The organism is Bacteroidales bacterium (assembly GCA_014860585.1).
In the GTDB taxonomy this organism is placed as follows: domain Bacteria; phylum Bacteroidota; class Bacteroidia; order Bacteroidales; family 4484-276; genus RZYY01.
Map to the genome: position 1 here is coordinate 43497 of JACZJL010000023.1, position 22397 is coordinate 65893.

Genomic DNA, 22397 nt, shown 5'->3' on the forward strand with positions numbered 1-22397 from the left:
GTCATTTCAATAAAAAGTGCGTTCTTTGCACCCCGATTTTAGAAATTAATCCGAAAAAATAGAAAAAATGGCACGTACTTGCGATATTACAGGAAAAAAGATGATGGTTGGGCATAAAGTTTCACACTCTAACAAAAAGAGTCTCAGAAGGTTTTACCCTAATCTGCAAACAAAGAAATTTTACCTCCCCGAAGAGGATCGTTGGATAACTCTGAAGGTTTCAACTTCGGTACTGAGGACCATCAATAAAAACGGAATTGATGCCGTTTTGAAAGAATACAGGGCAAAAGGGATTTGCATTGTTTAATTTCACATTTGACAATTTGCCTGAAGATGCTGCTGAAAGAAATACTTCGGCAGCATTTTTTGTTAGTGGGCAATAGATATCAACAATCCGGCAATTGGAAATAAATTTGCTTTAGTTCCGTTCTAAAACTCTTTAATTTTACGGACAAAATGTAATCACGCTCCGATGAAGTTGGCCTTGATGATAGTTATAACTTCAGGTATGCTCACTCTGGTCTCAGTGAATGCTTTTTCGCAGAAAGCTTTTAATGATTCAGATGTTATTCAATTTTCAGGCGTGATTATTAAAGCAGACGATCTCACATCAGTACCATACACAACAGTGCGGATAAAGAACACCCGAAGAGGCACGATCAGCGACTATAATGGTTACTTTTCCATTGTCGCCACGAAAAAAGATACACTCACCTTCTCAGCCATAGGTTTTAAGGAAAATGCCTTCATTATTCCAGATACAATCACACAGAAGAGATATTCATTGATTCATGTTATGAATGCTGACACCATCATGTTAACACCCACAGTGATTTATCCCTGGCCAACAGTTGAGGATTTCCAAAAGGCATTTATTGAACTCAACATCCCTGATGATGATTTGGAAATAGCAAGGAAAAATCTTGCCTTTGCTGAAATGAGAGAGCGTAGTAAAAATCTTAAGATGGATGGTAGCATGAACTACAGAAATTACATTGATCAACAAATAAGTAGAAACTACTACGTAGGGCAAACACAACCCATCTCGATATTCAATCCATTTGCCTGGGCTCAGTTTATTCAGGCATGGAAAGAAGGAAAATTCAAACAAAATAAAGATAATTAGACCTCAACAAATTGAAACTTCAACTTCATACAGAGACTGAAAAAAGCAACTTTTGTCAGCTTGTGCTTTACACCTTATTATTAATGATTTTTCCCTCACCATTTGCATTCAGCCAACATGCAGGAAATGCCTTAATAAAAGGTCAGGTGGTTGATCAAAAGAACAAGCCTTTGGAGTTGGTGAATGTTTCAGTATTAGGTATTCCCGGGGGTACTGTTTCTGATAGGAATGGAAATTTTGAAATTGGAATCCCTGCTGATACTAATGTTTTAGTTGTTTTTTCATTTATCGGTTATGAAAAACAAGAGTTTCGGTTAAACCTGAAAAGTGGTGAGGTTAAACCGATCAATCTAAAAATGACTGAATCTACGGAGATGCTTCCCGATATAGTGATTCAGGATGAAAGAATCAGGACCACGAATCTACAGCGTATTGATCCGAAAGGTGTATCTGCAATACCATCCGTTACCGGCAGCATCGAATCGCTAATCAAAACGTTACCAGGAGTAGCTTCAACCAGTGAATTAAGTTCACAATATTCGGTTAGAGGAGGAAATTTCGATGAGAACCTCGTTTATGTAAATGATATTGAAATTTACCGCCCATTGTTGATAAGGTCCGGGCAACAGGAGGGGCTCAGTTTTCTCAACTCTGATCTAACTTCTTCCATATTGTTTTCTTCCGGTGGTTTTGACGCCAAGTATGGAGATAAAATGTCGTCTGTACTTGATATTCAGTACAGAACGCCCGTTGAATATGCAGGATCACTTTCCTTAAGTTTACTCGGTGCTTCCGGACACTTCGAAGGCATTTCAACGAACAGAAAATTTTCACATATTACTGGTGTTCGATACAAAACGAATCAGTATCTGCTTAATGCACTCGAAACAAAAGGGGATTATCAACCTTCATTTCTTGACATACAAACACTGTTGCGTTACAAGCTGACCAGCAAAACTGAGGTATCTTTTCTTGGCAACATTGCCGACAACAAATACAAATTTATTCCCCAGACCCGCGAAACCAGTTTTGGCACGCTGAGCCAGGTAAAAAGGCTTACGATCTATTTCGACGGCCAGGAGGTTGATCGATATCAAACGCTTATGGGTGCTTTAAAGCTTACCTATAAACCCATGAAGAATCTTCAACTCAAATTCATTGCTTCGGCATTCAACAGCGATGAACAGGAAACTTTCGATATTCAGGGGCAATATTATATAGGTGAAGTTGAAACCGGGCTTGGAAGCAGTAGTTTCGGAGAGGAAGTGGGGACAATTGGTGTCGGTACTTTTCTCGATCATGCCCGAAACTACCTGAATGCTACCGTTTTCGCTGCTGAGCACAAAGGTTCCTACGAGTCTACTATGAATTTTCTTACCTGGGGTGTGAAATATCAACATGAATGGATTGATGACCAGCTTCATGAATGGGACTTGATTGACTCAGCAGGATACACTCTGCCCCGTCCTCCTGACCAGATTAACAGTCAAAACCCACCTGTTCTTCCTTTAAATCTGGATTATTTTACCAAAACCAAGATCAATCTTAGCACTAACCGATACGAAGGTTTTCTTCAAAATTCATGGAACTTTGATAAAGATGAGGATGATTTTACGGTCACAGCCGGTATCAGAGCCAATTATTGGGATTATAATAATCAGTTTTTATTGAGTCCCCGTGCCTCGCTTTCCTATCATCCAAACTGGAAAAATGACCTCCTCTTTCGTTTAGCTGCCGGTTACTATTTTCAGCCTCCTTTCTATCGTGAATTAAGAGACTTCAGTGGAAATCTCGTACCCGAGCAAGCGGCTCAAAAATCAATTCATTTCGTTGCGGGAACCGACTGGAACCTCACCATCTGGAGCCGACCTTTTAAGTTTACTACAGAGGTTTATTATAAGATTCTCGACGACCTGATTCCATACGAAGTGGACAATGTAAGGATCCGCTACTATGCCAACGAACGGGCAAAAGGTTATGCCACAGGCCTTGATATGAAGATTAATGGTGAATTCGTTCCCGGAGTTGAAAGCTGGGCAAGTATGTCGTTCATGAAAACGGAGGAAGACGTTTATGGCGATTATTATTTTGAGTATTACAATGAAGAAGGAGTTCGCGTAGGAACCGGGCCGGAAGAAAATCCAGATGCGGCTTTGAACAAAAAAGTCGAACCTGGCTATATTCCGCGTCCTACCGACCAGCGATTCAGGTTCAGCATGTTTTTCCAGGATTACCTGCCCATGAATCCTACCTACAAGATGCACCTTGCGCTTTATTATGGCAGCAGCCTTCCATTTGGTCCACCAAAATCAGCACGTTACCAGCAAACCCTCAGGATGCCACCTTACCGGCGTGTTGACATCGGTTTTTCGAAACAAATTATAGGCGAAAGGGTAACTTTCCCCAAATCCAACCCCTTCATGAGAGTGAGTTCACTTTGGGTTAGCCTCGAAGTATTCAATCTTCTACAGGTGAACAACACTATTTCCTACATCTGGGTAACCGACGTTTCAGGCGTACAATATGCCGTACCCAACTACCTCACACCACGCCAGTTAAATATCAAACTGGTTGCACAGTTCTAATAAAAATTTCATCCGCAATCTCCTGCAGGCCTCTGATTGTTTAACTTTTGTTAAAAATAGTAAAAAAGCCGCGCCGGTTAAACAATCGCCATCCAAGCATGTTTAATAAGCAATAATCGAACTCTAAACAAAAAAACATGCTTAACTTAAAAGTAAAAGAATTGCAGTTTCCCGAACTGCCTTATCAATATAGTGCACTTGAGCCTTATATTGATGCAATGACAATGGAAATTCATCACTCAAAACATCACAAGGCATATTACGACAAGTTTATGGCAGCAGTAAAAGGGTCAGATAACGAAAACCTTGCTTTCGGTGATCTGATTGCTGGAATTTCCAAATCTCCCATGGGTGTTCGCAACAATGGCGGTGGATTTCTGAATCATGATCTCTTTTGGAAAATAATGACGAAAAATGGCGGTGGACAACCAGAGGGTGACCTCAACAAGGCTATCATCGAAGCATTTGGCTCATTTGATAAATTTAAGGAATTATTCAGCGATGCAGCGGCCAACCGCTTTGGTAGCGGATGGGCATGGCTCGTTGTTGATCAGTCAAAAAACCTGAAAGTGACATCAACTCCTAACCAGGATAGCCCTTTGATGGACATAGCTGAAGTGAAAGGTGTTCCGATCCTTGCACTAGATATTTGGGAACATGCCTACTATCTAAAATATCAGAACCGCAGACCGGAATACATCGCTGCATTCTGGAATGTAGTGAACTGGGAAGAGGTTGGTAAGAACTTCAAACTGGCGCAATAGCAATAAAGAGTAAGTAATTTTTTCATAGCTCACTAATTTGGTTAATAGCAAAAAAGCCGCTCCCCCTTGGGACGGCTTTTTGTTTTGTGCACTATAGAAAGGATTAACTCAAGCTAAAAATAGCAGCTTTGATAATTTCTACGGCTTCCATCAATTGCTCCTCAGTAATCACCAGAGGAGGCGCAAAGCGGATGATATGTTGATGAGTTGGTTTGGCAAGTAAGCCAAGTTCAGCCATTTTTACGCAAACATCCCAGGCCTCCTTACCGTTTTTAGGACGGACGATGATAGCATTCAGCAATCCTTTACCGCGCACCAGTTCGATCATATCCGAATCAATTTTCCTCATCTCTTCACGGAATATTTTTCCGAGCTTCTCAGCGCGTTCGGCCAGTTTTTCATCTTTCACCACCTGTAAAGCTGCCATTGCAACTTTGGCTGCAATCGGGTTGCCACCAAAAGTTGATCCATGTTGCCCGGGTTTTATAACGAGCATTATGGAGTCATCGGCCAGCACAGCAGATACAGGGAATACACCACCTGAAAGGGCTTTTCCCAAAATTAAAATATCCGGGCGGACACCTTCATGGTCACAGGCCAGTAGTTTTCCGGTGCGGGCAATGCCGGTCTGCACTTCATCAGCAATGAACAACACATTTTTTGCTTTACACAGATCATAAGATTTTCGCAGGTAACCATCATCCGGGACATAAACACCAGCCTCACCCTGGATAGGCTCGACCAGGAAACCGGCCACATTCGGATCTTCCAGGGCTTTTGCCAAAGCATCCAAATTATTGTAAGGCACCACTTCAAAGCCGGGAGTGTAAGGGCCAAAGCCTCCGCGAGCATCCGGGTCAGTACTCATTGATATGATAGTGGTAGTTCTGCCATGAAAATTTCCTTCACAAACAATGATTTTAGCCTGGTTTGCGGGAATACCTTTGACATCGTATGCCCATTTGCGGCAAAGTTTTATTGCCGTTTCATCTGCTTCGGCGCCAGAGTTCATTGGCAATACTTTATCATAACCGAAATATTCGGTCACATATTTTTCGTAAGGGCCAAGGCAATCGTTGTAAAAAGCCCTTGAAGTTAAAGTGAGCGTTCTGGCCTGATCTACCATGGCTTCAATGATTCGCGGGTGACAATGCCCCTGGTTTACGGCTGAATAGGCCGACAAAAAATCAAAAAAACGTTTTCCTTCGGCATTCCAGAGGTAAACACCTTCACCTCTTGACAATACTACCGGTAGCGGATGATAGTTATGCGCACCGTATTTGTCTTCCAATTCAATCGCCATCTGCGAAGTGATCTTTTCTGACATAACTTTTTAATGTTTTGAAATTGAATAAATATTGATTTGGTGTATGATAAAATCGCTGCAAAAGTACAACTCTAAACCAAAGGAAAAAATCTAATTGTTAACCAGTTAACATGAATTGCTTTAACCTATTGAATATCAATACTCAAAAAGTAGAATTCCGGTTTCACAGTTTTCTTACAAACTTTTACAAGCAAAACAAATATGAAGAAAATATTTTGCCTGATAAACTTTTCCTATTTTTGCCAAACGGTAAAACAAAAATCATTTCTGACTATGAAAAATACGATCGCTTTAACACGCAACCCTTTGAATGTTAAAACTGTGCTGATAGACCTTTCGGCACTTGCATTTATCTATTTTGTTCCTGCCCTTTCACACTTACTGGCACTACCGGTTTACTTTATTGAACCGATGCGTCTGATGCTGATTATTGCCATCGCCCATACCTCGCAAAAGAACGCATTCATAATCGCAGCCACACTTCCATTGTTTTCATTCCTGATTTCAGCCCATCCACATTTGATTAAGATGTTGCTAATCACTGCTGAACTTATGCTGAACGCCTGGTTGTTCTATTTCATACTAAAAAAATCGGGCAATGCATTGGTGAGCATGATCTCAGCTATTGTGATCAGCAAAGCAGCCTACTACCTTTTAAAATTCGGTCTGATCAGTACACTGCTGATCTCAGGTAGCCTGGTTTCAACTCCCTTGATTATTCAGCTTATTACAACATTGGCCTTTAGCGGGTACCTGTTTTTCATTTTCAGAAACAAAGCCTAAAACAGCCCTTAAACAACTTTTCTTATATTTTAACCCGGAACTGTGAGGAAATTTCCCATCTTCTTTCTTTTACCTTTATTGATGACCATCGCCCTCTCGTGCGACCGAAACCGATTTTACGACCGTTCAGTCAGCATCCCCGGCAATGGCTGGCACAAAGACTCTACAGCACTTTTTAATGTTGATGTAAAAGATACTGTTGGGCTATACAGGGTCTTGATCAATTTACGTAATAACAATGATTATTTGTACAACAACTTTTACCTGTTTCTTAATTCTACTCTGCCAAACGGAGATTTAGCCAGAGATACCATTGAATTAATCCTTGCTGACCGCACCGGAAAATGGCTGGGGAGAGGGTTTGGCAGAATTAAGGACAACCAGGTAGAAGTTCGCTATGGTTTAAGGTTTCCTCAAAAAGGAAATTATACTTTTGAAATTGAACAGGCAATGCGAGATACCATCCTAGCAGGGATTGTTAACGTTGGGATAAGGATTGAGAAAAGAGATTAGATTCAATCCCGGACAGGAGCCTTTGGTAATATCTACGATAATTGGAGCAATATTGATCAATCAATCTCAAAAGTTTGTGCAGGCCTTTGAAGCAGAGATTTGTGATTTTTCGGAATGAGCCAGAATCATAGACCATAATGGTAATTGGGAAAATAAATTTAACAGTCATGAAATGAACAGTGCTGTTCAAAGGTTTGAGGTAATCGCATTGAGCATGAAATGGTTTACGGAGTTGATCACCTCTACAATTTTTAATACAACAGCATTGAGATGAATACTTTTCGATATGAGTTGTTGAATTTTCATTCGCATCTCATAAAAACGATGATTCTTTCGACGAGTTTGTTCTTGGGGTCTATATTAAATCAGAGGCATCATCGTTTGGTAATTAATTTAATTTTACCGCCATTTGAAAAAAGAAAATGGAAAAAGATCAAAAAGATAATCCGGTAAATTCGGACAAGAAAAGCCATTACGAATCGTCCGGCTATGGGAAATCACATGAAATGGAACATTCATTTGAAAGACACCCGAATCGGGCAGAACTGAGAAATAAATACGGATTGTTTTCTAACACTCCTAAATCCAGATCAGAATTACTGCAGGATGAGGGTAACACAAATCAACAGTTCAGGAAATATCTGCGGCTTTTTTGGGGTATTGTATTGGCTGGCCTATTTGGGATATTTTTTCTGTTCCTTGGTATTTCAATGGGTTGGTTTGGTTTTATGCCCAGCTTTGAGGAACTTGAGGATCCACAAACTTTTCTTGCATCAGAAATCTACTCCCATGATGGTGAAATGTTTGGCACCTATTACATCGAAAACCGGAGCAAAAGTTATTATGGAGAGATATCTCCATACCTGGTGAATGCGCTGATTGCCACCGAGGATGTAAGATTTTACAAACATTCAGGTATCGATGCAAAAGCCCTGCTTCGTGTCTTTTATGGAGGGGTTACAGGTCAGGATAAAGGAGGGGGGAGTACACTCACCCAGCAACTGGCTAAAAACCTGTTCCCCCGCGAATACAATCAGTCGTTCCTACAGCTTACTTTTCGGAAGTTCAAGGAATGGGTGATAGCCATAAAACTTGAATCCCGATACAGCAAGGATGAGATTATTACAATGTACCTTGACAAATTTGATTTCCTAAACCTTGCTGTGGGAATAAAAACTGCTTCCCGTGTTTACTTTGACACCACCCCTGCTGATCTTGATATTGTTCAATCAGCACTTCTGGTTGGAATGGTCAAAAATCCATCCCTTTACAACCCTGTGCGTCGTCCCGAATTGGCCTTACAACGCCGTAATGTTGTATTATCCCAGATGGTTAAATATGGCTATCTTGATCAAAAAATGGCAGATAGCCTGAAACTTGAACCTTTGGGACTAAACTTCCAGCGTGTGGATCATAATGTCGGCATAGGCACGTATTTTAAGGAGTATCTGCGCGGGCAAATGATGGAATGGTGCCGGAATAATTTCAAAGCTGATGGCACACCCTACGATCTTTATCGTGATGGCCTTAAAATTTTTACGACGATTGATGCACGAATGCAACTACATGCTGAAGAGGCAGTTGCTGAGCACCTTGGACTTGATCTGCAACCGGCATTCTTTAGCCACTGGAAAGGTCATAAATATGCACCATTTGTTTTTGAGCCTGATGAAATGAAAGACCAGACTGAAAAGATCATGGATCAGGCGATGAAACGCAGTGACCGATACAGGTCACTCATACGTGAAGGCGTATCGCAGGATTCGATCAGGATTAATTTCAATACCCCTGCCGAAATGACTGTTTTCTCATGGAAAGGTGAGATTGACACGGTAATGACACCACTGGATTCGATAAAGTATTTCAAATTTTTTCTCCGTGCCGGATTGATGGCGGTTGATCCTCCTACGGGTGAGGTTCGCGCCTACGTTGGTGGACCTGACTATCGTTATTTCAAATTTGACCAGGTGACGCAAGCCCGCCGTCAGGTTGGCTCCACCTTCAAACCATTTCTTTATACGCTTGCCATGCAGGAAGGTGCTGCAACAGGAGAATTTTCTCCCTGTACACAAGTGCCCAATATACCGGTAAGTATTGAACTACCTGATGGAAACTACTGGACCCCCCGCAATTCATCACGCGATATGGAGGGCGAAATGGTTACGCTAAAATGGGCGCTTGCACATTCGGTTAACTGGGTTTCGGCTTACCTCATCAAGCGCTTTTCACCTATGGCGGTGATTCAAATGGCACGGAGAATGGGCGTAACCTCAGAAATTGACCCGGTACCGGCCATCGCTCTTGGCACACCCGACATTTCGGTGTATGAGATGGTGGGCGCCATGAATACCTATGCCAATCAGGGTATTTATATGAAACCCTATTTTGTAACACGGATAGAAGATAAATACGGCAATACGATAGCCTCATTTGTACCGGAGTCCAATGAAGCAATGAACGAAGAAACAGCGTACCTGATGCTAAGCTTGATGCAAGGGGTGGTGGAAACAGGAACAGGCATCCGTCTGAAATATAAATATGGTTTCCGAAACGAAATTGCCGGTAAGACCGGAACCACACAAAATCAATCCGATGGTTGGTTTATGGGTATTGTCCCACAGCTCACCACAGGGGTATGGGTAGGATGCGAAGACCGTGCAGCACACTTCAGATCCATATCACTCGGTCAGGGGGCAAACATGGCACTTCCGATCTGGGCACTTTTCATGCAAAAGGTATATGATGACCCCGAACTGAGTATTACCAAAGATCCTTTTCCATTGCCATCAAAACCGCTTACCGTGCAAATTGATTGTGAGAAATTTGATCACCCCGCTCAAGACGAGGAATACATTAATTCTGACGACTTCTAATGATCTAATAAGCGTCGAAGTCTATGCTCATAAATTTAAAATGACTGGCATCAGGTATCCTGTTTTTGCCGGTCAAATCTTTGAAAATCAAATTTAATGGCGAGGGTTTAAGGTGATCAGGGAAATTAAAAAACAACTTCCCCTGCCAGTTCAGTTGATCATCAAGTCCCATCCAGATGTTAGCCGGGTTAATTCCCCGGCGGGAAGGTAGTGATAGCATTTCAGGGAACGACGATAATGGGAAAATACCGATTACTGCCCTGATTCCATATTTTCCGGTTGGAGCAAATACTATAAAATGGGTATTTGTCTTTTTAATTTCATATTTCAACTTCGGATTGGCCAACCGCCATTTCAGCGAATCCTTATCCCAGTGCCGGGAATAGTCAGCAGCCAAAGTTTTTCCAATATTGGGGGCGCCAATTCCAAATTTTACATCGAGTGGGCAGATCAGGCTGAACCCGAGATTTTTGAGGAAACCAGGCGTGCTGTTGGCATTGGCAACACCGATTACAAATTCATATCCGAGTTCCAATCCGCGCTCATAGGTTTTATCAGCCAGGATCGTAAAAAGCTTTTTGCCCCTGTGATTGGCATGTGTGGCTGTATTTAGGGAAAGGAGACCCCTGGTTTTTTTTCCTTCGAAATCAGCAACCAATGGTTGGGTTACATAATGGGCGGCCAACACCTCTCCCATCCAGGCATTGAATCCGACTGCCTTACCTGTTGGGTTCTGGTTGTATTCCCAATCAATAAAGGACGGGGAAAGCCCGGCTGTAGGGCCAAACACAGAAGTCAGCAAATCTGAGGTTTCGCGGATTCCTTTTTCGGAAAGATCTATGGTCTCAAAGCGGTATTCACTCATTTTGTCAGATTTTAGTCATAAAAAGCTCTACTTTATTGCACGGCATCCAAAAACATTCCTGAAAAATCTACAACGCAGCCATTTTGATGGTGCCATTCAGGCTGGCAAAAGTAATTGAAATCAAAAAACACGAAACGCAACATTTTTCATGGTTTTACCGTCCTAACTGGCAAGATAAAACTTCAGGATAAACTTATCTTTGCCGAAAAATCACAATTCATGAACTTCAGAAAGTTTGGCATTTCAGGTTTTGCAATCGTTCTGGTTGCCATCATCGTGTTATCAATAGATAATAATCTGGGTCGCTGGAAAGCCGAGCAGGGGATAATCGTGCATGATGTCTATCCTTTTTATGCTTATTTACCTGCAACTTTTATTTACCATGACCTTGGGCTGGATTTTGTTGATGGAGGCACGCACAACGGTCAGTTTATTTTATGGCCGAAAATCACTCCCGAAGGCAAAAAGGTCATTACGGCATCAATGGGAATGTCAGTACTCTATTTCCCGTTCTTTTTGCCGGCCCATGTTTATGCAGTATGCAGCAGCTATCCCCCTGACGGTTACAGCGCTCCTTATAAGGTTGCCCTGATGCTTTCATCCGCCTTTTTCCTGATTTTAGGATTGATTTACCTGCGGAAACTTCTTCGAAAATACTTTTCCGACCTTGTAACCGCCATTGTCCTTTTTATCATACCGATAGCTACCAACATACTGTGGTACACCGTGGTAGAGTCGGCTATGTCGCATGTGTACAATTTTGCCCTGATTTCAATATTTCTCTATCACACCGATCGCTGGCACGAAGAGATTACACTGAAGCGCAGCATTATCATCGGGTTGCTGGCCGGGTTAATCGCTCTGATCAGACCGACCAACATCCTGGTGCTGATCCTGTTTTTCTTTTGGGATGTCAAATCCTGGAACGAGGCCGGAAAGCGGGTTATCTTTTTTCTGCATAAGTGGCGTCACGTGTTGCTGATGATCATTGCTTTTGTATTGGTTTGGATTCCCCAGTTTCTATACTGGAAAATGCAAACCGGGCAATATCTTTACTATTCTTATCCCGACGACCAGGGATTCTTTTTTGGAAATCCCCAAATCTGGAATAGCCTGTTTTCGTGGCGGAAAGGGTGGTTACTTTACACACCGGTGATGATTTTTGCGGTTGCCGGAATAGCGGCTATGCGCAAAAACCATCCAAAGCTTTTCTTACCTGTACTAATTTATACACTGGTTACCATTTATGTAATTTCGTCCTGGTGGGACTGGTGGTACGGCGGAGGTTTCGGGCTGAGAGCCTACATTGACATGTACGGTGTGTTTGCACTCCCTATGGCTGCTTCATTAACCTGGATTATCAACAGAAAAATGGTGATCAAATATGCGCTGATCTTAATTTTTCTGCTGCTGACCGCCAGAAGCCTTTTTCATCATGTTCAATATCATTACGGAGCCATCCATTGGTTTAGCATGACACGGGAGGCCTATTTGGATTCATTTTTCAGGATCAGGCCTTCAGACCGGTTTCCGGAATTAATCAAAAACCCGGATTATACCCTGGCGCGAAAAGGGATTTATAAATATGAAGGCGAAGAGTAAATATTTCTTTGTTTAATTTTCAACCTGAAAGAAAGCAAATGTTTAAAAATAAGAAAACAGCCGTAGTAATTCCAACCTACAAAGCCGCTGCACACCTGGAAGATGTAATCCGGGGGCTTCCGGAGATGATTGATCACATCATTGTAGTGGATGATAAATGTCCGCAAAACACGGGAAAGATTGCCGTCGAGATGCAAAAAACTGACCCCCGGCTTGTCATACTTTTTCATGAAGCGAACCAGGGTGTGGGTGGAGCAGTCGTCACGGGTTACAAAAAAGCGTTGGAACTGGGATGCGAAATCGTGGTAAAGATGGACAGCGACGACCAGATGGACCCGGTCTATCTGCCCGGCCTGATCAGCCCGATAGTAGAAGGCCAGGCCGGGTACACCAAAGGTAATCGCTTCGTGGATTTCAAAGCCCTGCGTGCAATGCCGGGTTTCAGGCTGTTTGGTAACAGTGTCCTCTCTTTCCTCGTGAAAGCATGTTCGGGTTACTGGAACCTGATGGATCCAACCAATGGATACACTGCAATCAGCAGCAGTTCGCTACAAAAAATCAACCTTGATAAACTTGCTAAACGGTTCTTCTTCGAAACCGATATGCTGATCCGGTTAAATATTCAAAATACAGTGATAAAAGATGTGCCAATTCCCGCCAGGTACGGCAGCGAACAGAGCACCCTGAGTATCCGCAATACGATGGTCAGATTTCCTTTTCTCCTCATAAAAGGCCTGACCAAACGCTTCATCCTGAAATACCTGATTTACGACTTCAATATGGCTTCCGTTTACATTCTTACCGGGATGCCCATGCTGCTTTGGGGGATTTTTTATGGTCTTTTCAAATGGATTGAAAATACGATCAATCATGTAGCCACTCCAACCGGAACTATCATGCTGTCGGTTTTACCGCTGATCCTTGGAACCCAGTTTGTTATTGCTGCTATTAACATAGATATCAATTCTACACCAAAAAACTGATTATGATCAAAGTAGTCGTCCTCTCTGTTCTCACTACGTTGCTGATCACCTCGGGACAGGTGCTCTGGAAAGTTGGAATACAAAAAGCCGGCGGGTTTTATTTGCCGGAGCAAAGCATTTTTGAAAATGTGTTCCGCATCCTGCTCAACGGTTGGGTATTTTCGGGCTTTGTAGTTTATGCATTGGCCACCGGATTTTTTATGTGGCTCATCTCCAAGTTCGATATCAGCCTGATTATCCCGATCACAAGCGTTGCCTTTATTTATTCATTACTGGCAGGCTATTTTATTTTTCACGAGCAAATCAGCCTGGTCAGGGTGTTTGGAGTGCTGCTGATCATTGCCGGAGTATTTTTTGTGGTAAAAAATTAATCAGGAAAAATGGAACCCAGCACGCCGAATAATTTTGTCACTTTTGATATCGAGGAATGGTACTCAGCCAACTTCACCAGCCTGGATTTAAACCTGATTGATGACAACACTAACCATCTGGAAAAAAATGTTGACCGGCTGTTGGATATTTGCACTGCACATTCGATCAAAGCCACCCATTTTATTGTTGGCGACATTGCAGTGAACAAGCCGCACGTTATAAAGAAAATACACAGCGCCGGGCATGAAGTAGCTTCGCACAGCCATCGCCACGAAATGATTTACATGATGACTCCTGAACTATTCCGGGAAGACCTGCGGATTTCGTGCGACCGTCTCGAGCAGATCACCGGAGAAAAGGTGTATGGCTTTAGGGCGCCCTCGTGGTCGGTGAAAGAGGAGACTTTGCCATGGTTTTACGAAATTCTTCACGGGCAGGGAATCATCTATTCATCATCGGTATTCCCGGGAAAAACATTTTTATACGGCATTCCCGGTTTTCCGGAAACCATTCACCAGCCTGTGATTGACGGAGTTAAACAGCAGGTCTGGGAAATCCCGCAAACGCTGTTTTCATTTTTAAGTAAAAAATTCGGATTCAGCGGCGGGTTCTATATGCGGGCGCTGCCGGGATGGTTTATCACGCGAATGATTAAAGCCAAAAACAATGAGGGTAAAAGTGTCTTTCTTTACCTCCATCCCCGCGAAATTGATCCCCAATCGCCCAGGTTGAAACTCCCGTTGTTGGAACGCTTCATTCATTATTACGGGGTAAATGGCTGCGAGGAAAAATTCCAAAAACTCATAGGAAAATTTAATGGCTCTTTTATTAGAATGGATGATTTTATAAAATCTTTAAACCCGGCATGAAGATCATGAAACATCAATGGCTGAAAGGATATTACCACGAGCTGATATTACTTATTGTGATCATCGCTTTGATTGTCATAAAATTGCCCCATCTCTATCTTCCCTATTATGGCGATGAAGGATTTGCATTCGGACCGGCTGTTCACCTGATGTACCAGAATGGTCCAACCATACTTCCCGGTGGACTCGAACCCGACTATTCCTATGGCCACCCGCTGTTGTTTCATTTTCTTGTTGCCTCCTGGATGAAAATTTTTGGTGAAAGCATTCTCGTGGCGAAGTCCTTTGCCCTCCTTGTATCAATACTGCTGCTTATCGCCATTTTTTTTACAGGAAAAACATTCTTTAATAAAGACGCCGGATTGCTGGCTGCCATCCTGTTGTTTTTTCAACCCATTTTTCTTGCACAGTCATCATTTGTACTGCTTGAAGCTTTTTTGGCATTGCTCGGCTTGCTCACGATTCTATTCTTTTTCCAAAAAAAATGGTTGCTCTATGCCCTGACAGCATCGGCACTGGTGATGACCAAAGAATCAGGACTTTTTCTTGTATTTGCTCTTTGTATCTGGCAATTGATGGATGTTTTTCTGGAAAAAGAAAATCACTATTCTGCCCGTAAAATGATTTATTCCTACCTGATTATCCTGGTTCCGGCGATGGTGTTTGGCCTTTTTCTCATTCAGCAAAAGCTCACCTGGGGCTGGTTCTTATTTCCGGGCCGCATGAATGACATGCAAATGACCTATGACATCATTTCCCGCAACCTCGGACACATCCGGAAAATCATCTTTTTTATCCATGGCCGCAACTGGCTGGTGATTGGATTGCTGGTTTCACTGGTGGGTTATTATTTTATCCCGGGAAAGCGTTTTACCGGGCATCAATGGAAATTGATCTGGTTCATAACACTTTTTATTGGGATTTTCTGGTTCATGAGTTCTCTCAATTTTATTTCGAACCGCTACTTCCTGATTGTGATCACCATACTGGTTTTATTAATCGCTTCCATCACCGTTCAGGCTTTTCAAGTTAAAAAATGGCTGCTTTACCCGGTGATGATAGCGCTGGTTGTTTCTCAATCCATTTTTGCATTTCGGCATTACTCAACCGGAGACGACAATCTGGGATTTACCGACGTGGCCAAAGTCCACCGGGAGGCCATCCATTTTATGGAAGAGCATAACATGCAAGATGCCTCTGTGTATGCACATTTTCTGATGCTTATCAACCTGCAACATCCATTGGCAGGCTACCTGAGCGATGGCATAGTGTTTACCAGAATTAAAGGTTTATACACCGACAGCGTGGATTATGCGGTTATTTCGAATGTCGAGCTGAGCCGGGAACTTGATAGCATTCGCGGACTTCCTCACCTTGAGTTAATGAAGCGGGTTGAAATAGGACTAGCCTGGACAGAAATTTACAGAAACACATTAAAAATCAACAGCCAGGAATAAGCGAATAAATTTGTACCCTCAAACTAAAGGCAAACAACAGCATGGAAACCAAAGAAAAAAATATCGCTTTTCTCAAATCAGCACTTACCACCGAAAGCACAATGATGCCTTCAGAAGGTTTCATTGCCTGGATGAAAGCAAAAAACGAGCAGGTGCATGTGAAGATCAATCAAATTCCATTTTCGGAGATGAGGCTCTGGCACTTTGATGGAAACACCGGCAACCTGGTTCATCAGAGCGGGAAGTTTTTTTCGATCGAGGGAATCAGGGTGAAAACAAACTGGGGAAAGGTTTCCGAGTGGGAACAACCGATCATCAATCAGCCGGAAGTTGGATTTCTGGGAATCATCACAAAAAAGTTCGATGGGATCCTGTATTTTTTGATGCAGGCGAAGATTGAACCGGGCAATCTGAATGTTGTGCAACTCTCCCCCACCCTGCAGGCCACGCGCAGCAACTATTCGCAGGTGCATAAAGGAAAGCGGCCGCTCTATCTCGAATATTTTAACGGCGAAAAACCGGTAAAAATCCTCCTCGACCAGCTTCAGTCAGAGCAAGGCGCCCGCTTTTTGAGAAAGCGCAACCGCAACATCATTGTCGAAATTGCAGAAAACGAAAAAATTGAAGTTTTTGAAAATTTCTGCTGGCTCACTTTAGGGCAGATCAAGTCGTTTTTACAGTACGACAACCTGGTGAATATGGACACCCGGACGGTGATTTCAGGAATCCCATTTGGAGAGTACCCTCCCGATGTGCTCGATTTTTATGAAACCCTGAAATTTACCAGCGAGCAAAAGACCCGAGAAAACGGGCTGCTGATCTCGATGCTCGACGACAAAAGACATCTCCACGATGTGGATGAGATCATTTCGTGGATGACCCGCCAAAAAGCATTTTATGATCTCGAAGTGGAAAGAATCCCGCTGAAATCGGTAAAAGATTGGGTAATCTCCGGAGATGAGATTTACCATCAAAACCGGAAGTACTTTTCAGTGATTGGCGTACATGTTGAAATTGGCAACCGCGAAGTCCAGGCCTGGGATCAGCCGCTGATCAAAGCAGCGCAGGAAGGGATCATTGCATTTATTGTAAAAAAAATCAACGGCATTTACCATTTCCTGGTGCAGGCCAAGCTCGAAGCGGGCAATTTCGACATCATCGAACTGGCGCCCACCGTGCAATGTTTAACCGGGAATTACCGCAAAGGTCAGAACGAATACGACGTCATGTTCCTCGATGAGGCGCTCAATGCCAAACCGGAGCAAATCTGGTTTTCAAGTTATCAAAGTGAGGAGGGCGGACGATTTTTCAAAGAACAGAACAAAAATATGATCATCGAAGCCGGTGATAATTTCCCGGTAGAAGTACCTGAAAATTACATCTGGATGACGCTCAACCAGTTGAAGGTATTCATTAAATACAACAATTACTTGAACATAGCAGCAAGGAGTTTGATCGCAGCGGTGAAATTTATCTAAACGACTAGGAGTTGCCGAATTAAATAATTAAGCATGAAGAAATTGAACATAGCAATCATGGGATGCGCGGGAATTGCGCAGCGCTCAATGATCCCGGCTATCAAAGCAGTTCCGGAGTGGAATTTGGTTGCGGTGGCCAGCCGTTCAAAGGCGAAGGCTGAGAGATTTGCCGGTCAGTTTGACTGTGAAGCGGTGGTTGGTTATGAAAATCTCCTTAACCGCAGCGACATTGACGCCATTTACATGCCGCTGCCCACCGGCCTGCATCATGAGTGGATCACAAAATGCCTGAAGGCGGAAAAACATGTTTTAGCAGAAAAATCCATTGCTTACGATTATGCTTCGGCAGTGGAAATGGTGAACACCGCCAAAGCAAATTCGCTGGTACTGATGGAGGATTTCATGTTTCAATACCACAGCCAGCATCAGTTTGTGTTTGATTTATTGCGAAAAGGGGAGATGGGTGAAATTCGCGTTTTCAGGGCAAATTTTGCTTTTCCCCCGATGCCCAAAACCAACTTCAGGTATGACGATCATATCGGAGGCGGCGCACTGCTCGATGCTGCGGGCTACACGGTGCGGGCAGTACATTTTATGATGGGCGATAAGTTCGTGGTAAAGGCGGCCAATCTTTACATCGACCCCGAAACCGGAACCAATATTTATGGCGGCGCTTTCCTGGATAATGGCAAAGGAGTGAGCGCCCAGATTGCTTTTGGGATGGATCACTATTACCAATGCAACTACGAAATCTGGGGGAGCAAAGGAAAAATTACCGCCGACCGCGCTTTTACCCCAAAACCCGACTTCAGCCCTATGATCATTTTCGAAAAACAGGGAGAACGCAAAGAACACCAGATGCCGCCCGACAATCATTTTATCGGCTCCATCAAAGAGTTTTACCGGGCCATTGCAACCGGCGATGTTGAAAAACATCACCACGACGTGCTGCTGCAAAGCAAAACGCTCGATGATATCAGAAGACTATCGGGGAATCAGAACGAAAAAATTAGTTTGGAATAACCATCGTTCCGAGCGCAGCGAGGAATCCGTTATTTGTCCGTTGACTACTTTTTTTAAATTCAAATAAACGTAACAATGTTTAAACAGGAATACGAAACCCTAATTTTTCAATTCAGAGGTTTGTCTACAGGATATATGTCTGAACTTACTAAGAATGAGAAAGATGAACTTGTCGCAAATTGTGACCGGTTGGCTGCGCTATTATAAAAGGTTTAAGGTGTCAACCTAACTACTTTCCCCAACTCACTGATTTAATTGAAGTTGATCAAGTATTCTCTGTGAAACTCTGTGCCTTCTTCGTGTTACTCTGTGCTAAAGCTCTAAATATTGTTGCACAACGGTTTACAAAGCAAACACAAAGTTTTACAAAGTTTGGTCACTATCATCATAAACATATTCCTACTTTCCATTGTCAGTAAAATAAAAGTAAATTTGCATTGAATTTTAGTTTTTAAGTGATGATAAACCAGCAGAAAATTGATGAAGTAGTTTCGAGGATTACAAAAAGGTTTGATCCTGAGAAAATAATTTTATTCGGTTCCCTTGCCAGTCAAAATCAGACTTCGGACAGTGACCTGGATTTACTGATCGTTAAAGAAACAAAACTTCCTGTTCATCAGCGAAGTAACGAAATTCGCTCTCACTTGTTAGGATTAAAGATACCGATGGATATTCTCGTTTACACCAGCGATGAGTTTGATAAAGAAAAAAACGTCAGGTTTTCTTTCCTAAATGGAGCACTAAAAAACTCAATAGTACTTTATGAGCGAACAAACTGATCTGATTAATGCCTGGGTTAAAATCATCAACAAACCCTGAATTTAATTTTCAAGATGCAATCCAATCCACACATTTCTATTGTCAGTCCGGTTTACGGCGCCTCAGGATTGCTTGAGGAGCTGGTCAGGCGGATCAAGGAGTCGGTTAGTAAAATAACTGAGAATTACGAAATCATTCTTGTTGAAGACCACGGCCCGGACGATTCGTGGCAAAAGATCAAAGCGATTTGTGAAAAAGACAAACGGGTAACCGGCATCCGCCACAGCCGCAATTTCGGTCAGCAGTATGCCCTCAACTGCGGTCTGGATCATGCCCGCGGAGAATGGGTGGTCACGCTCGACTGCGATTTACAAGACCGTCCGGAAGAGATCATCAACCTTTACAACAAAGCGCAGGAAGGATACGACATCGTGCTGGCAAGCCGCCAGAATCGCAGGGATGATTTTTTAAAAAAACTGTTTTCTAAAATGTTTTACCGTCTCCTCAGCTACCTCACCGACACCTACCAGGATGCTTCGCTGGCCAACTTTTCGCTCTACCACCGCAATGTGGTCGAGGCGCTCAAAAGCATGAACGATTACTCGCGATACTACCCGACGATGATTCACTGGGTAGGATTTCGGCTGGCAAAACTCGAGATACAGCACGCCAGCCGCGAAGATGGAAAAAAATCATCTTACAGTTTCAAAAAACGACTTGCTCTGGCCTTTGACACCATCGTTTCGTTTTCAAACAAACCCTTGCGCCTGACCGTAAAACTGGGCATCCTCATTCTTGTCATTGCCACCCTGCTCGCCATTGCATTGGTGATCCGCTATTTACTGGTGGATACTTCAGTAACCGGCTGGACAAGTACGTTTTTATCACTCTGGTTTTTATCCGGTATAATCATCACCATTTTGGGAATGATCGGTATTTATGTCGGTAAAATCTTTGAAACCGTGAAAAGACGGCCATCCTACATTGTCGGGGAAAAGCTTAATTATCAAGATCAAACTGCTGAGTAATGATTAAATCAATCACCATTGGAAGCAACGGTTACCTGGGCAGGCACCTGGTCCATTTTCTTCAAATCGCAGGGTTTAAAAACAGCAATTACGACATTCAGCCACAGGCGGTAACGGGCGTGGAGAATTACACTTCATTTGATATCACCGATAAACATTCATTTTCTCAACTCGATCCTGAAACAGATTTCATTTTTTTGTTCGCCGGGCTTTCCGGCACTGCCGAAGGATTCTCAAGGCACGAAGACTATATTAAAATAAACGAAATTGGTTTGCTAAATCTGCTGACCTGGATGCGTGAAAGTGGTTGCCGTGCAAGGGTAATCTTCCCTTCAACACGGCTGGTTTACAGAGGCAAAAAAGATCATCTTCTCAAAGAGGACGATCCCAAAGAAACCCGGACAATTTATGCCGTGAACAAACTCGCCGCCGAAAACCTGTTGTGGATGTATCAGAATGCTTTTGGGATTGATTACACGATTTTCAGGATTTGCGTGCCTTACGGAAATCTCTTTGGCAACAAATATTCTTATGGCACAATTGGCTTTTTCATGGACAAAGCCTATAAAAAAGAGGATATTATTTTGTTTGGAGATGGCTCCATCCGCCGCACTTTTACGCATGTAGCGGATATTTGCGATACTATTTTTGAGGCAATTTTGAAGGAAGGTTCCAAAAATCAGATTTTCAATATTGGTGGCGAAAACCTGAGCTTGCTTGTTGCTGCCACTTTGGTTGCTGATAAATTTGAGGTTGGAATTAATTTTATGCCCTGGCCTGAGATGGCTATAAAACTCGAATCGGACGACACCGTTTTTGATGACTCAAAGCTTTGTTCGCTGATAAATCATTCCCGGAAATTTGATCTTAAAAACTGGCTGTTATTGTTTTAACTAATATTTGAAGTACTTTTTAAGCCCAATGATTGGCTTTTCAACAACAAACCAAGAAATTGATGACAGAATAACGTTGATAAAAAAGAACAAAATAGCAAACTCCCAATCCTCCTTTAGAGGCACCTGTATAAAACGGGTCAGGTAATTGAAATACAAATACCCAATAAACAGGTGGTAAACGTACAATCCGTAACTAATTTTCCCAAGGTAGAGCACAATTTTATTCTCAAGAAAATTTTTCATACTACAGGTAAATGCACCATTAATAGCAATCACCACCATCACCGCATAGATAAGTGCCAGGAACGGGTCAGAAAAATGTCTGATTTTTTCAAAAAAAGGACTGGAATAAGGAAAAACAAAAACAGCGAAATAGAGGATAAGTAAATAGATCAGTGCACTTTTGTACTTTTTAATATGTCTTTCAAAACCATTACCAAATGTTAACTGCCAGGCGATGAGTGCTCCAAGTCCGAGACTGTGCATATTTGTAAAAACCAAACCATTTGCTGCTGCCCAATATTGTGTAAAATAAACCAAATAAAACCGCAGCCCAATCGAAAAGAAAATGCTTGCCAGGATTAAGCTTTTAAGGTATTTTTTGGGAATGAAAACAATCATGAAAGCCCAGAATATGTAAAACTGCTCCTCCACAGCTAACGACCAAAAATGCGTAAAAGAGCCTGCGTACTCGTTGGTAATTCCCATTTTAATATTTAGTGAATAACTCATTAACCAGGGAAACAACTCAGTAGTTTTAGGAAAATCAACGATCAACAGAAAAAATATTAACAGATAATAAATCGGGAAAATACGCAAAGTCCGCCGCATATAAAAGGACTTTATCGAAAACCAGTTGCTTCGCTCACTGGCTTCATTGGCAATTTTAAAATCGAATAAAATTTTGGTAATCAAAAAACCACTGATGACAAAAAAGAGTGTAACCCCAGTTCCAAAAGGTACATTTTTAAGAAAAGGATTTTGAAAAGAGCCTTCAACCCAATGGGCAATAAGTACCATTAAAATGGCCAAAAACCTAAGGCCATCCAATTGTTTAAAGTATTTCATTATTCAATGGGATTTCTGTTTTATTT

At 42.4% G+C, this 22397-nt stretch carries 20 protein-coding genes; 17 read left to right on the forward strand and 3 right to left on the reverse strand.

The features are described from left to right. Positions 1-67 precede the first annotated feature (67 nt). From rpmB to IH598_02660, 4 genes are all read left to right on the forward strand, one after another. Positions 68-307 carry a 50S ribosomal protein L28 gene (rpmB, locus tag IH598_02645; protein ID MBE0637396.1) on the forward strand — a complete coding sequence of 80 codons (240 nt, stop codon included), beginning with the start codon at positions 68-70 and terminating at the stop codon, positions 305-307. Positions 308-487: 180 nt separating this feature from the next. Next, the gene (locus IH598_02650) at positions 488-1126 is read left to right on the forward strand and encodes a carboxypeptidase-like regulatory domain-containing protein (GenBank protein MBE0637397.1); all 639 of its coding nucleotides are present in this window, start codon (positions 488-490) and stop codon (positions 1124-1126) included. An 83-nt stretch (positions 1127-1209) separates the two neighbouring features. After that, positions 1210-3711, forward strand: a complete 2502-nt coding sequence (locus tag IH598_02655) for a TonB-dependent receptor (protein ID MBE0637398.1) — start codon at positions 1210-1212, stop codon at positions 3709-3711. Between the two features lie 137 nt (positions 3712-3848). Continuing rightward, on the forward strand, positions 3849-4475 hold the full coding sequence (locus IH598_02660) for a superoxide dismutase (protein MBE0637399.1): 627 nt from the start codon (positions 3849-3851) through the stop codon (positions 4473-4475). Between the two features lie 103 nt (positions 4476-4578). On the opposite strand, the gene rocD is transcribed toward IH598_02660, so the two are convergent. After that, positions 4579-5802: an ornithine--oxo-acid transaminase gene (rocD, locus tag IH598_02665; GenBank protein ID MBE0637400.1), complete on the reverse strand. Its 1224-nt coding sequence runs from the start codon at positions 5800-5802 to the stop codon at positions 4579-4581. Positions 5803-6075: 273 nt separating this feature from the next. Here rocD and IH598_02670 point away from each other — a divergent pair, with 273 nt between their 5' ends. From IH598_02670 to IH598_02680, 3 genes are all read left to right on the forward strand, one after another. Further along, positions 6076-6585, forward strand: a complete 510-nt coding sequence (locus IH598_02670) for a hypothetical protein (protein ID MBE0637401.1) — start codon at positions 6076-6078, stop codon at positions 6583-6585. 42 nt (positions 6586-6627) lie between these two features. Further along, the gene (locus IH598_02675; protein MBE0637402.1) at positions 6628-7098 is read left to right on the forward strand and encodes a gliding motility lipoprotein GldH; all 471 of its coding nucleotides are present in this window, start codon (positions 6628-6630) and stop codon (positions 7096-7098) included. A 506-nt stretch (positions 7099-7604) separates the two neighbouring features. Then, positions 7605-9971 carry a penicillin-binding protein gene (locus tag IH598_02680; protein MBE0637403.1) on the forward strand — a complete coding sequence of 789 codons (2367 nt, stop codon included), beginning with the start codon at positions 7605-7607 and terminating at the stop codon, positions 9969-9971. Between the two features lie 4 nt (positions 9972-9975). On the opposite strand, the gene IH598_02685 is transcribed toward IH598_02680, so the two are convergent. Next, the gene (locus IH598_02685) at positions 9976-10836 is read right to left on the reverse strand and encodes a GNAT family N-acetyltransferase (protein MBE0637404.1); all 861 of its coding nucleotides are present in this window, start codon (positions 10834-10836) and stop codon (positions 9976-9978) included. 219 nt (positions 10837-11055) lie between these two features. Between IH598_02685 and IH598_02690 the strand changes: the two genes are divergently transcribed. From IH598_02690 to IH598_02735, 10 genes are all read left to right on the forward strand, one after another. Next, complete coding sequence (locus IH598_02690; GenBank protein MBE0637405.1) at positions 11056-12438, forward strand: hypothetical protein; 1383 nt, start codon at positions 11056-11058, stop codon at positions 12436-12438. Positions 12439-12476: 38 nt separating this feature from the next. Further along, positions 12477-13421, forward strand: coding sequence for a glycosyltransferase family 2 protein (locus IH598_02695; GenBank protein MBE0637406.1), 945 nt, complete (start codon positions 12477-12479; stop codon positions 13419-13421). Positions 13422-13423: 2 nt separating this feature from the next. Continuing rightward, positions 13424-13792, forward strand: a complete 369-nt coding sequence (locus tag IH598_02700) for an EamA family transporter (GenBank protein ID MBE0637407.1) — start codon at positions 13424-13426, stop codon at positions 13790-13792. A gap of 9 nt (positions 13793-13801) precedes the next feature. Then, positions 13802-14662 (forward strand): polysaccharide deacetylase family protein, encoded by an 861-nt coding sequence (locus IH598_02705; GenBank protein ID MBE0637408.1) that lies wholly within the window; start codon positions 13802-13804, stop codon positions 14660-14662. After that, entirely contained in the window at positions 14659-16119 is a 1461-nt protein-coding gene (locus IH598_02710) for a glycosyltransferase family 39 protein (GenBank protein ID MBE0637409.1), read from the forward strand. The genes IH598_02705 and IH598_02710 overlap by 4 nt, the downstream gene beginning before the upstream one ends. Before the next feature lie 41 nt (positions 16120-16160). Beyond that, on the forward strand, positions 16161-17597 hold the full coding sequence (locus tag IH598_02715; GenBank protein MBE0637410.1) for an NDP-hexose 2,3-dehydratase family protein: 1437 nt from the start codon (positions 16161-16163) through the stop codon (positions 17595-17597). Between the two features lie 33 nt (positions 17598-17630). Beyond that, positions 17631-18620 (forward strand): Gfo/Idh/MocA family oxidoreductase, encoded by a 990-nt coding sequence (locus IH598_02720; GenBank protein MBE0637411.1) that lies wholly within the window; start codon positions 17631-17633, stop codon positions 18618-18620. A gap of 458 nt (positions 18621-19078) precedes the next feature. After that, positions 19079-19399, forward strand: coding sequence for a nucleotidyltransferase domain-containing protein (locus IH598_02725; GenBank protein ID MBE0637412.1), 321 nt, complete (start codon positions 19079-19081; stop codon positions 19397-19399). Between the two features lie 54 nt (positions 19400-19453). Further along, positions 19454-20407 carry a glycosyltransferase family 2 protein gene (locus tag IH598_02730; protein ID MBE0637413.1) on the forward strand — a complete coding sequence of 318 codons (954 nt, stop codon included), beginning with the start codon at positions 19454-19456 and terminating at the stop codon, positions 20405-20407. Beyond that, entirely contained in the window at positions 20407-21300 is an 894-nt protein-coding gene (locus IH598_02735; GenBank protein MBE0637414.1) for an SDR family oxidoreductase, read from the forward strand. Before IH598_02730 ends, IH598_02735 begins: the two co-directional genes overlap by 1 nt. Here IH598_02735 and IH598_02740 read toward each other — a convergent pair whose 3' ends face one another. Further along, complete coding sequence (locus IH598_02740; protein ID MBE0637415.1) at positions 21301-22371, reverse strand: acyltransferase; 1071 nt, start codon at positions 22369-22371, stop codon at positions 21301-21303. It lies immediately after the preceding gene. Between the last annotated feature and the right edge of the window lie 26 nt (positions 22372-22397).

Coding starts and splice junctions, on each gene's coding strand:
- IH598_02695 (MBE0637406.1), top strand. CDS start 12,477: ATGTTTAAAAATAAGAAAACAGCCGTAGTAATTCCAACCTACAAAGCC.
- IH598_02735 (MBE0637414.1), top strand. CDS start 20,407: ATGATTAAATCAATCACCATTGGAAGCAACGGTTACCTGGGCAGGCAC.
- IH598_02685 (MBE0637404.1), bottom strand. CDS start 10,836: ATGAGTGAATACCGCTTTGAGACCATAGATCTTTCCGAAAAAGGAATC.
- rpmB (MBE0637396.1), top strand. CDS start 68: ATGGCACGTACTTGCGATATTACAGGAAAAAAGATGATGGTTGGGCAT.
- IH598_02715 (MBE0637410.1), top strand. CDS start 16,161: ATGGAAACCAAAGAAAAAAATATCGCTTTTCTCAAATCAGCACTTACC.
- IH598_02730 (MBE0637413.1), top strand. CDS start 19,454: ATGCAATCCAATCCACACATTTCTATTGTCAGTCCGGTTTACGGCGCC.
- IH598_02710 (MBE0637409.1), top strand. CDS start 14,659: ATGAAGATCATGAAACATCAATGGCTGAAAGGATATTACCACGAGCTG.
- rocD (MBE0637400.1), bottom strand. CDS start 5,802: ATGTCAGAAAAGATCACTTCGCAGATGGCGATTGAATTGGAAGACAAA.
- IH598_02655 (MBE0637398.1), top strand. CDS start 1,210: ATGATTTTTCCCTCACCATTTGCATTCAGCCAACATGCAGGAAATGCC.
- IH598_02660 (MBE0637399.1), top strand. CDS start 3,849: ATGCTTAACTTAAAAGTAAAAGAATTGCAGTTTCCCGAACTGCCTTAT.
- IH598_02740 (MBE0637415.1), bottom strand. CDS start 22,371: ATGAAATACTTTAAACAATTGGATGGCCTTAGGTTTTTGGCCATTTTA.
- IH598_02670 (MBE0637401.1), top strand. CDS start 6,076: ATGAAAAATACGATCGCTTTAACACGCAACCCTTTGAATGTTAAAACT.
- IH598_02705 (MBE0637408.1), top strand. CDS start 13,802: ATGGAACCCAGCACGCCGAATAATTTTGTCACTTTTGATATCGAGGAA.
- IH598_02680 (MBE0637403.1), top strand. CDS start 7,605: ATGGAACATTCATTTGAAAGACACCCGAATCGGGCAGAACTGAGAAAT.
- IH598_02700 (MBE0637407.1), top strand. CDS start 13,424: ATGATCAAAGTAGTCGTCCTCTCTGTTCTCACTACGTTGCTGATCACC.
- IH598_02720 (MBE0637411.1), top strand. CDS start 17,631: ATGAAGAAATTGAACATAGCAATCATGGGATGCGCGGGAATTGCGCAG.
- IH598_02690 (MBE0637405.1), top strand. CDS start 11,056: ATGAACTTCAGAAAGTTTGGCATTTCAGGTTTTGCAATCGTTCTGGTT.
- IH598_02650 (MBE0637397.1), top strand. CDS start 488: ATGATAGTTATAACTTCAGGTATGCTCACTCTGGTCTCAGTGAATGCT.
- IH598_02725 (MBE0637412.1), top strand. CDS start 19,079: ATGATAAACCAGCAGAAAATTGATGAAGTAGTTTCGAGGATTACAAAA.